Consider the following 10,677-nt stretch of genomic DNA (forward strand, 5'->3'; position numbering starts at 1 on the left):
CGGTGCTGGACCCGGCGCTCCGGGGTCAGCCCTTCAGTCCTCCGGCCAGCAGACCCCGCACGAAATACCTCTGCAGCGAGAGGAACACGATCAGCGGGATCGCCAGTGAGATGAACGCACCCGCGGTGAGCCGTTCCCACCGGTCACCGCGCGAACCGGCCATCTCCGCCAGCCGCACCGTCAGCGGCGCGACCTCCTTCGTCCCCCCGGTGAACGTGAGCGCGACCAGCAGGTCGTTCCACACCCACAGGAATTCGAAGATGCCGAACGAGGCCAGCGCCGGAGTGATCAGCGGAAGCATCAGCTTCCGGAAGATCGCCCCGTGGCCGGCACCGTCGACGCGGGCCGCCTCCACCATCTCCTTGGGAATCTCGGAGATGAAGTTGTGCAGCAGGAACGTCCCCAGCGGCAGACCGAACGCGGTGTGCGCCAGCCAGACCGTCGCGAACGAACCGGTGAGGTTCAGATCGGGCACGATCGTCAACGAGCCGATGTGCGCACCGTTGGAGAACAACTGGAGCAGCGGGATCAGCGCCATCTGCAGCGGCACGATCTGCAGCGCGAAGATCCCGATGAAGACCCAGTGCCTGCCCTTGAAGTCGATCCAGGCCAGTGCGTACGCCGCCATCGCGGCCAGCGTCAGCGTGAAGATCGTCGCCGGGACCGCGATCACGATCGAGTTGACGAAATAGCTGGCCAGCTGCGTGGACGACGTACCGAACAGCACGTTCTGGTAGTTCTCCAACGTGAACGACGGGTTCGTGAACGCCGTCCACCACCCGGTCGTCTTGATCTCGCGCTCGGGCCGGAACGACGAGAGGAACAGACCGAACGTCGGGATCGTCCAGAGCACCGCGATCAGCAGCGAGACGACCGACGCCGTCCGGGACGTCATCCGCTTCTTGACCCGGGCCGCCATCGGCTCGACCAGGGGTACCGCCGAGGGCTGCGAACCCGACGCGGTGGCAATAGCGGTCATCGGGTCTCCTCCCGCTGACGAAGAATCCGGATTTGATACACGACCAAGGGAATCACCAGGACGAACAGGAACACCGCCAGCGCGGCACCGCGGCCGGGCTCCCGGAAGCGGAACGCCTGGGTGTACATCTCGTTCGCGATGACGCTGGTGTCGAAGTTACCCCCGGTCATCGTCCGGACGATGTCGAAGACCTTCAGCACCGCGATCGTGATCGTCGACAGCACGACGATCACCGAGGCGCGGATCGACGGCAGAGTGACCTTCCAGAACATGCTCCAGGCGTTGACACCGTCGATGCGGGCGGCCTCGATGATGTCGGTCGGGATGCCCTTGATCGCCGCCGAGAGCACCACCATCGCGAACCCGGCCTGGATCCAGACCATGACGACGAGCAGCAGCAGCGTGTTCACCGGTGGATCGAGCAGCAGCTGTTTGGGCTCGCCGCCGAACCACACGATGATCTGGTTGATCAGACCGATCTGGTCCGAGCCGCCACCCCGGTAGGCGTACATGAACTTCCAGATGATGCCTGCACCGACGAACGAGATCGCCATCGGCATGAACACCAGCGACTTCGATAGCGCCTCGGTACGGGCCTCGTTGATCAGGATCGCGTAGATGAGGCCGACGCCGGTCGACAGGATCGGCGTGAGCACCACCCAGATGACCGTGTTCCGGATCGTGGTGAGCGCTTCGTCCTCGCTGAACAGCCAGCCGTAGTTGTCGAACCCGACGAAGTCACCGGCCGCGTTCGTGAACGACAGCACGGTGGTACGCACGGCCGGGATCAGCAGGCCGACCGTGAGCATGAAGACGGCCGGCAGCAGGAAGAGCGCCAGTTGGTACCGGTCGTGACCGCGCTTGGGCGCCCGGTCGACCACGATGAGAAGAAGCCCGATGACCGCGCCGAAGACGGCGACGACCAGCAGGGCGTTGAACAGTTTTGGGCCCCAGTCGATGAAGTTGTCCACGGCCCCACTCCTTCCTCCGATGCAAGGAAGACCCGGGAGGCGGCATCACACCGTCTCCCGGGCCAAAGGTCGGAATCAACCGACCCCGTGGATTACTTCGGCCAGCTCTTCTCGACCGAGTCGAGGGCCGACTTCGTGGTGCCGCCGTTGAGCCAAGCGACCATCGCCTTCCAGAACGAACCCGCGCCGACCGAACCCGGCATCTGGTCCGAGCCGTCGAAACGGAAGACCGCCTTCGGGTCACGCAGGATCTCAACCGAGAGCTTGTCGATCGGGCTCTTCAGGTTGTTGACGTCCAGGCCCTTGTTGGCGCTGATCCAGCCGCCGTCGCCGATCTTGGCCCGGCTGTTCGCCCACTCCGGCGTGGAGAGGTACTCCTGCACGGCCTGGACCGCGGGCTTGTCCGAGAACGCGCCGACGAACTCACCGGCACCGAGCACCGGCTTGCCCTTCGAGGCGTCGATCGGCGGCAGGTAGAACGCGTAGACGTCCCCGTCCTGGGAGACCTTCGTGCCTTCCGGCCACTGAGCCCCGTAGAAGGACGCCTGGCGGTGCAGCGTGCACTTGTTCTCGAGGATGGGCAGGCCGCCCTCCTGGAACGAGGTCGTCACGATGCTCTTGGAGTCGCCGTAGCCGCCGTTGACGTACTTCGGGTTCTTCAGGATCTTGCCGACCTCGTCCAAGCCGGCCGAGATCTGGGGCGAGTTGAACGGGATCTCGTGCTTGACCCACTTGTCGTAGTCCTCCGGCGTACCGGTACGCAGCAGGACGTCCTCGAGCCAGTCGGTGGCCGGCCAGCCGGTCGCGTCTCCCGACTCGATGCCCGCGCACCACGGCTTCTCACCGGTGGCGGCGATCTTGTCGGAGAGGGCGATCATCTCGGCCCACGTGGTGGGGATCGTGTAGCCCTTGTCCTTGAACGTCTTGGGCGAGTACCAGACGAAGGACTTCACGTTCGCGCCCAGCGGGGCGGCGTAGAACTTGCCGTCGACCGTGCCGTAGTTGATCCAGTCGGCGGAGTAGTTCGCCTTGGCCGACGTCTCGACCGCGGCCGGCGCGGGCTTGACCTTGCCGGCCTTGGCCAGCGAGGCCAGCAGGCCGGGCTGCGGGAAGAATGCCAGGTCGGGGGCGTTGCCACCGTCGACCCGGACGTTCAGCTGGGCCTCGAACTCACCAGAGCCCTCGTGCTCGATGGTGATGCCCGTGCAGTCCTCGAACTGCTTCCAGGACTCTTCCAGCCGGTCCGCTTCGACGTCACGGATCGACGAGTACGCCGTCACGGTCGCGTCGCTGTCCTGCGCCCACTTCTTGTAGGGCGCGCACTCGGCGGAGTCCTTGTCCGCCCCCGACGAGCCGCTCGTGCTGCAGCTTGCGAGGAGGAGCACCGCTCCCACCGTCGCGACGGCCTGTGTTAAGGCTCGTCGGCGCGGCACACCAAACACCATCGTCTGTTACCTCCTTCTCGGCGAGGGACGGCGTAACGCACAGCGAGCCGCTCCACCGGCTGCCGTGTGACCTACGCCTCGAATTCCCCCGGGCGGTGGAACGATGAAAGCGCTTTCGTAACTCGAGCGCAACATCCTCGGAGATCAAACAGGTAACGATCGGGAAGCGACGGAACCCTGGCCCCGGAAACGGGGGGTTCGGGTGGTCCGTGAACTGAATCGTGAGAGGTTCGCGACGCGGGAGAGCGGGTAACCGACCGTCCGCTACCGGACTCCGGGGGCACAGCCGTACAGAACGTGACTGATCCCTCCCGGAGGGTCATCGGTAAGGCTCGTGGCTCTGGTTTGACCATGTACGAAGCCCGATAGGATGACGCTCGTACGGACAACCCGAGGGGGTTTCGCCCGTGTCGGACCGCAGCTCGTTCGTCGTCGTCGCCAACCGATTGCCCGTCGATCGCGAGGTCAGAGACGACGGATCCGTCAATTGGAAGCCCAGTCCCGGTGGCCTGGTCACCGCGCTCGAGCCGGTGATGCGAAAGCGGGAGGGTGTCTGGGTCGGGTGGTCCGGCGACGCCGGCGACGCGCCGGAGCCGTTCGAGGCCGGTGGCATCCAGATCCACCCGGTACCGCTCTCGGCCCGCGAGGTCGACTCGTACTACGAGGGCTTCTCCAACGCCACGCTCTGGCCGCTCTACCACGACGTCATCGCCGAGCCCGAGTACCACCGCAGCTGGTGGGACGATTACGTCACCGTGAACCGGCGGTTCGCCGACGCGGCTGCCGAGGCGGCGCCGGAGGGTGCCGTCGTCTGGGTGCAGGACTACCAGCTCCAGCTGGTGCCGCAGATGCTCCGCGAGCGGCGACCCGACCTGCGGATCGGCTTCTTCCTGCACATCCCGTTCCCGCCGCAGGAGCTGTTCATGCAGCTGCCCTGGCGGACGCAGGTGGTCCGGGGGCTGCTGGGCGCCGACCTGATCGGGTTCCAGCTGCCCGGCGGCGCCGCGAACTTCGTGCGTCTGGCGCGCCGGCTGCTCGACCTCAAGCCCCGCGGCAGCGAGGTCGACTTCGAGGGCCGCACGGTCCGCGCCCGGGCGTTCCCGATCTCGATCGACTTCGCCCGCATCGACGCGATCGCCCGTGAGGACCGCATCGCCAAGCGCGCGGCGGAGATCCGCGACGAGCTCGGCAACCCGAAGACGGTCCTGCTCGGCGTCGACCGGCTCGACTACACCAAGGGCATCGGCACCCGGCTCAAGACGTTCCACGAGCTGCTGCAAGACGGCACGCTCGCGGTTCCGGACGTGGCGCTGGTCCAGGTCGCGACGCCCAGCCGCGAGCGGGTCGAGCACTACAAGGTGCTGCGCGACGAGATCGAGCTCCAGGTCGGACGCATCAACGGCGACTACGGCATGGTCGGCCAGCCCGCGGTGCACTACCTGCACCAGTCGTTCAGCCGCGAGGAGCTGACCGCGTTCTACCGGGCGGCCGACGTCATGCTGGTGACGCCGCTGCGTGACGGCATGAACCTTGTCGCCAAGGAGTACGTCACGGCCCGCGTCGACCACGGCGGCACGCTGGTACTCAGCGAGTTCACCGGTGCCGCGGCCGAGTTGCGTCAGGCCTACCTGGTCAACCCGCACGACATCGACGGGGTCAAAGACAAGGTGATCCAGGCGATCAACGCCGACCCGGCCGACGCCCGGCGGCGGATGCGCCGGATGCGCCGCCAGGTCGCCGAACACGACGTCTCCCGGTGGGCCAGCGACTTCCTCCACGCCCTGGGAATCGACGCGTGAACGACGATCTCCGCGCCGCGGTCGGCCGGCTCGCCGCCGCCGGGACGCTTCTGGTCTCCACCGACTACGACGGCGTGCTGGCACCGATCGTCAACGACCCGGCGAGGGCGTTCCCGCTACCGGCCTCGGTGGACGCGTTGCAGGAACTCGCCGCGCTGCCCTCGACCTCGGTCGCGCTGCTCTCCGGCCGCGCGCTCGTCGACCTCTCCCGACTGTCCGGGCTGGCCGGCGAGGCACTCCTGGTCGGAACGCACGGGGTCGAGTTCGACGACGGTTTCGCGATCCCGCCCGAGGCCGAAGCGCTCCGCGCGCGCCTGCTCGCCGAGCTGCGGCCGATGGTGGCGGCCGTCCCGGGCGCCGCACTGGAAGAAAAGATCGCGAGCGTCGCGGTGCACGTCCGGAACGCCGATCCGGACGCCGGGGAGAAGCTGCTGATCCAGGTGGCGGACGCTCTGGGCCGCGAGCCCGGCGTGCAGTCCACAGCGGGCAAGAAGGTGCTCGAACTGGCCGTCGTCGAGACCAGCAAGGGCACCGCGCTCGACGTCCTGCGCGACCGCACCGCCGCCGACGTCGTGCTGTTCGCCGGCGACGACGTGACCGACGAGAAGGCGTTCGCGGTGCTGCGCCCCGGTGACGTCGGCATCAAGGTGGGGCCGGGCGACACCGCGGCCGGGTACCGGGTCGACGACCCCGAGCAGATGGCCGGGGTGTTCGCGCTGCTGGCCGAGGAGCGCCGCCTCAACGTCGGGACCTGACACGACCGTCGCCCCGCTCCACCGAAGTGGAGCGGGGCGACGGTTGGGTCGCTCCTGGTATGCCGGGTGGCGGTCCGGCCTCAACCCAGGGTCAGCGTCCCGGCTGACTCAGTAGCCCCAGTACGTGTACGGGTAGCCGTTCCAGCCGTAGCTGTACGGGCTGTACCAGTAGAAGTCCGGCTCGTCGTAGTAGTAGTACGACCCGCCGTAGTAGTAGTCACCGGCCCACGGGTACCGCAGCCAGTCCGGGTAGCGGCAACCGTACGAACGGTAGCCACCACGACGTCCGTCGCAGTACCGGTAGTGGTGGCGGCGGTTCGTCTGCACGCCCGCCTTGGTGGCGGCCGGCGCGGCGGCCGTGGCCTGGGCCGGGGCAGCAACCTGAACCACTGCCTTGGCTTCTGTCGTGGTCGTCGCGGACGCGGGCGTCGCGAAGGTGGCCAGGCTGGCGGTCGCGACGCCTGCGAGAAGTGCACCGCGAACGAACTTGGTGAACAAGGCGAAAGACCTCCTTTCGAGTGAACGGCATTTATCGATGTGCGCAGCGAAAAGCTCGCTCAACTGCGAATAGAGATTCGCGCCAAAGGAGCTGCCACCGTTGGGGTCCACTCCGGATCGGACGTCGAACGGCGGCTTCCGCACTGCGCGAGCGATCTGTCCGCCGGTCGCCACCACACTGGAGGGCGGCGCGACCGGGTTCGTGCTACCTAGAGTATGCACCGCCGAATCGGACAAAGCAACGTAAAACACCCGTGCGGCCATTGCCGCCTATCGGCCGGGGAATGCACCGGAAGAAGCCGGTGCCGGGTCAGCGGAAAAGCTTCATGATTTCCCGGAATCAAACGGCAAAAACATTTTGTTCAGGCGTTCACCGATTGCCACGACCTCGCCGACGACACAGATCGCCGGATGCGACAGCCCGGCCGCGAGCGCGTCGGCCGCCACCGTGCCGAGCGTCGCCGTCACCTGCCGCTGCGAGCCGGTGGTGCCCTCCTGGATCACGGCGGCGGGCGTCACGGCCGGGCGTCCGTGGGCGATCAGTGCGGCCGTGATGGCCGGCAACCGTTCGACGCCCATCAGGATCACGAGCGTGCCCTTGAGGCGGGCGAGCGCGGCCCAGTCGACGAGCGAGCGCGGGTCCTCGGGTGCCACGTGCCCCGAGACCACGACGAGCTCGTGGGCGATCCCCCGGTGCGTGACCGGGATCCACGCCGACGACGGCACCGCCACCGCGGACGTCACGCCCGGCACCACCTCGACCGGCACCCCGGCCGCGAGGCAGGCCTCCAGTTCCTCGCTCCCCCGCCCGAACACGAACGGGTCGCCACCCTTGAGCCGCACCACGAACTGCCCGGCGACCGCGCGGGAGACCAGCGTCTCGTTGATCGCCTCCTGCGCCATCGCTCGGCCGTAGGGCACCTTGGACGCGTCCACGACCTCGACGTGCGAGGGCAGCTCGTCCAGCAGCAGCTGGGGCGCCAGCCGGTCGGCCACCACGACGTCGGCCTGGGAGAGCAGCCGCCGGCCCCGGACCGTGATCAGTTCCGGATCACCGGGTCCGGCACCCACCAGCGCGACGCCGGGCACCGGGCCGCGGCCGCGCCGGGGTGCGGCGTCCAGGGAACCGTCGGAGAGACGCTCGACCAGCGCGTCCCGGAGCAGGGCGGCCCGGCGGGGGTCGCGATCGGCGTGGACGGCGACCGTGAGCTGCCCGTGCCTGCCGACCGCGGGCGTCCAGGCGCTCGAGACCGTGCCGTCGTCCGCGCGGGTGCAGAACGTGTGTGCGGCCTCGGCGGCGTCGGCGATCCGGGCGTTGACGTCGGCGTCGTCGGTGGCGGCCAGCACGTACCAGGCGCCGTCGACGTCGCCGTCGGTGTACGGGCGCGGCTGCCAGGTCAGGCGTCCGGCCGCGGCCAGTGCGTCCAGCGCCGGGGTGACGTCCGGCGCGACCAGCGTGATCACGGCACCGGCGTCGAGCAGGCCGGACACGCGTCGCTGGGCCACGGTTCCGCCACCGACGACGAGGACCCGCCGGCCCGCGAGACGTAGACCGACCGGGTACGTCACTGCTTCTCCGTCACGCCGGCCGAGTCGAACGTCGCGACGTCGCGCAGCGCCCGTACCGCGGCCTGGACGATCGGCAGCGCGAGCACCGCGCCGGTGCCCTCGCCGAGCCGGAGCGAGAGGTCCACCAGCGGGGTGAGGCCCAGGTGGGTGAGGGCCACGCCGTGGCCGGGTTCGGTCGAGCGGTGCCCGGCGACCATCGCGTCGAGGCCGGCGGGCGCGAGCGCCGCGGCCACCAGTGCGGCCGACCCGGCGATCACACCGTCGAGGACGACCGGAACCCGGCGGGCCGCGGCGCCGAGCACGAACCCGGCGATCGCCGCGTGCTCCAGCCCGCCGATCGCGGCGAGCGTGCCGATCGGGTCGGCCACGCCGGGCGCGGCCGAGCCGCTGGGGGTCGCCGGGCCGCCGGGCGTCGCCGGGCCCTCGGGCGTCGTTGCGAGGCCGTGCGCGGCCAGCGCGCGGCGGACGACGTCGGTCTTGCGGGCCAGGGTCTCGGCGTCGATTCCGGTGCCGGCTCCGGTCACCGCCGCGGGGTCGGCACCGGTGAACGCGGCGATCAGGGCCGCCGACGCGGTGGTGTTCGCGATCCCCATGTCGCCGGTGAGCAGCGCCCGGTTCCCGGCGTCGACCAGGTCGTTCGCCACCGCGATGCCGACCTCCAGCGCGGCCACGGCCTCGTCGCGGGTCATCGCCGCCTCGACCGTCATGTCCCGGGTGCCCCGCCGAACGTTCCGGTCGAGGAAGCGAGGGCCGCCCCCGGCCGACGGCAGCGGAGCCGCGACGCCGACGTCCACGACCGTCACCGACGCGCCGATCTGCGCGGCGAACGCGTTGACGACCGCCCCCTCGGCCAGGAAGTTCGCGACCATCTGGCCGGTGACCTCCTGCGGCCACGGCGTCACGCCCTGGGCGTGCACCCCGTGATCACCGGCGAACACCGCGACCGCGGCCGGCTCCGGCACCGGCGGCGGGCACTCGCCGGCCAGACCCGCGAGGCGGACCGAGAGATCCTCCAGCACCCCCAGCGACCCGGCCGGTTTGGTCATCCGAGCCTGCCGGTCACGGGCCTGCGCGGCGGCATCGGCCTCCGCCGGGCGGATCGCCGCGAGCGTCTCGGTCAACAGGCTCATGCCTTTATCGTGCACTGCCGGGGCCGGGGCCTGCTCCCGCCCCTCCCCGGCGTGATCTCAGCTACTCCGATGTGCGGCCACCGCGACCGTCGCGACCGCCGACCGGCGCTTCTCCACGACGAGCGTCCCGGTCTGCCGTCCGACCGCGTCCAGCATCGCCGCGGCCTCCGCCACGCTGGACGTCCCCGCGACCTCACCGACCAACGCGGACGGCGTGGGCACGAGGACCTGGGCGAGCCGCGCCGCAGGCCAGGTCACGACCCGCCAGCCGCGGTCGGCGGCCACCGTCCGGATGCCCTCCTCGTAGCCCTTCGTGTCGACGGTGGCGAGGTGGGCCACCGCGTCGGGGCTGATCCGGGCCTCGGCGAGCGCGCTGTCGACGAGCGCGCCGACCTCGGCGGCCGACGCTCCCCGTCGCGCTCCGACGCCGACGACGTAGACCGTTAACGCACTCACTGGGCTCCGCTCCGCACACCGGTCCGCCGCGCCGGGACCAGGACCGACGACAGGTACGGCGCGGTGTTGCCGTCGGCGGACGCCAGCGGGCGGACCACCTCGCCGGGCAGCCCGAGCCGGGCGCCGTAGAGGGCGCCGTGCAGCCGGCCGGCTCGCCGAACCGCTTCCTTCACGCCGATCAGGTGCCGCCCGCTCTTGTAGACGACGACGCTGCCCGGCCGGTCGAGCGCGTCCGAGAGTCCGCCGACGCCCTCGCCGAGCGGCAGCAGCGTCAGCGGTTCGCCGCCCTCCACCAGCGGCACCCGGCAGCGGCTGGCCAGGTCCTGCGCCGCGGTCACCCCGGGCACGGTCTCGACCGTGACCTCGGGCAGGTACGAGCGCACCGCGGACGCCAGCGCGGTGAAGGACGAGTAGACGTTCGGGTCGCCGATCGTGGCGAAGACCGCCGAGCCGTGCGGGCCGATCCCGTGCAGGTAGCGCGCCACCGCCTCGGCCGCGGCGTCCGGCTCGTCCGGGTGCGACGGTGGCGCGAACACCAGCCGCTCGATCCGGTCGTGGTCGACGTGCGTGCGCACGGTGATCTCCGCGTACCCGGTCTCGTCGGCGGACAGCACCGGCACGTACACCCGGTTCGCGGCCCGCATCAACCGCACCGCCTTGACCGTGACCAGCTCCGGGTCACCCGGTCCTACCCCGACGCCGATCAGCTTCATCCGTTGCTCCTCCCAGCCCGGCTCGACCCTGGCCGGTGAGCTTTCATGATCCGTCGGGATCCTTTGCGGGCGCCGGACCGTCGCTCTGCGACACGCGGGTAGAACTTTCCGTTTCGTCCTTCTTATCGCTCTCGTCGTCGTCCGGCTTCGCGTCGGCCGGCTGCTCCACCGCCTCGGCTTCCACCTCGACCGGTTCGGTCGGCGCGTCGCTCGCCGCGACCGGCACGGCCGGTTCGGTCGGCGCATCGCTCGCCGCGTCGGCGGTCCGCGCGTCCTCGACCAGCGTGGGCGACGCTGCGGCGGCCGGCGCAGCGTCCACCAGCGTGGGCGACGATTCGGCGGCCGGCGCGAGGGCCACCAGC

General features: G+C 70.1%; 10 protein-coding genes. 2 read left to right on the top strand and 8 right to left on the bottom strand.

Annotation, left to right across the window (positions count from 1 at the left end):
• Nucleotides 1-25: 25 nt before the first annotated feature.
• The 3 genes from ACIBZJ_RS14485 to ACIBZJ_RS14495 form a co-directional block, all read right to left on the bottom strand.
• Nucleotides 26-979 (bottom strand): carbohydrate ABC transporter permease, encoded by a 954-nt coding sequence (locus ACIBZJ_RS14485; protein ID WP_395929446.1) that lies wholly within the window; start codon nt 977-979, stop codon nt 26-28.
• Entirely contained in the window at nt 976-1,950 is a 975-nt protein-coding gene (locus ACIBZJ_RS14490) for a carbohydrate ABC transporter permease (RefSeq protein WP_395929448.1), read from the bottom strand. The genes ACIBZJ_RS14485 and ACIBZJ_RS14490 overlap by 4 nt, the downstream gene beginning before the upstream one ends.
• Nucleotides 1,951-2,042: 92 nt before the next feature.
• Nucleotides 2,043-3,395 (bottom strand): ABC transporter substrate-binding protein, encoded by a 1,353-nt coding sequence (locus ACIBZJ_RS14495; protein WP_395929450.1) that lies wholly within the window; start codon nt 3,393-3,395, stop codon nt 2,043-2,045.
• A 407-nt stretch (nt 3,396-3,802) separates the two neighbouring features.
• Between ACIBZJ_RS14495 and ACIBZJ_RS14500 the strand changes: the two genes are divergently transcribed.
• On the top strand, nt 3,803-5,194 hold the full coding sequence (locus tag ACIBZJ_RS14500; RefSeq protein WP_395929453.1) for a trehalose-6-phosphate synthase: 1,392 nt from the start codon (nt 3,803-3,805) through the stop codon (nt 5,192-5,194).
• Entirely contained in the window at nt 5,191-5,949 is a 759-nt protein-coding gene (gene otsB / locus ACIBZJ_RS14505; RefSeq protein ID WP_395929455.1) for a trehalose-phosphatase, read from the top strand. Before ACIBZJ_RS14500 ends, otsB begins: the two co-directional genes overlap by 4 nt.
• A 108-nt stretch (nt 5,950-6,057) precedes the next feature.
• On the opposite strand, the gene ACIBZJ_RS14510 is transcribed toward otsB, so the two are convergent.
• From ACIBZJ_RS14510 to cobI, 5 genes are all read right to left on the bottom strand, one after another.
• Complete coding sequence (locus tag ACIBZJ_RS14510) at nt 6,058-6,447, bottom strand: hypothetical protein (RefSeq protein ID WP_395929457.1); 390 nt, start codon at nt 6,445-6,447, stop codon at nt 6,058-6,060.
• A 324-nt stretch (nt 6,448-6,771) separates the two neighbouring features.
• The gene (gene cobA / locus ACIBZJ_RS14515; RefSeq protein ID WP_395929459.1) at nt 6,772-8,016 is read right to left on the bottom strand and encodes a uroporphyrinogen-III C-methyltransferase; all 1,245 of its coding nucleotides are present in this window, start codon (nt 8,014-8,016) and stop codon (nt 6,772-6,774) included.
• Nucleotides 8,013-9,140, bottom strand: coding sequence for a nicotinate-nucleotide--dimethylbenzimidazole phosphoribosyltransferase (locus tag ACIBZJ_RS14520; protein ID WP_395930218.1), 1,128 nt, complete (start codon nt 9,138-9,140; stop codon nt 8,013-8,015). Before ACIBZJ_RS14520 ends, cobA begins: the two co-directional genes overlap by 4 nt.
• A gap of 63 nt (nt 9,141-9,203) precedes the next feature.
• The gene (locus ACIBZJ_RS14525) at nt 9,204-9,602 is read right to left on the bottom strand and encodes a cobalamin biosynthesis protein (protein WP_395929461.1); all 399 of its coding nucleotides are present in this window, start codon (nt 9,600-9,602) and stop codon (nt 9,204-9,206) included.
• Entirely contained in the window at nt 9,599-10,315 is a 717-nt protein-coding gene (gene cobI, locus ACIBZJ_RS14530; RefSeq protein ID WP_395929463.1) for a precorrin-2 C(20)-methyltransferase, read from the bottom strand. The genes ACIBZJ_RS14525 and cobI overlap by 4 nt, the downstream gene beginning before the upstream one ends.
• Between the last annotated feature and the right edge of the window lie 362 nt (nt 10,316-10,677).

The sequence above is a fragment of the Cryptosporangium sp. NPDC051539 genome (genome assembly GCF_044454545.1).
Lineage (GTDB): Bacteria > Actinomycetota > Actinomycetes > Mycobacteriales > Cryptosporangiaceae > Cryptosporangium.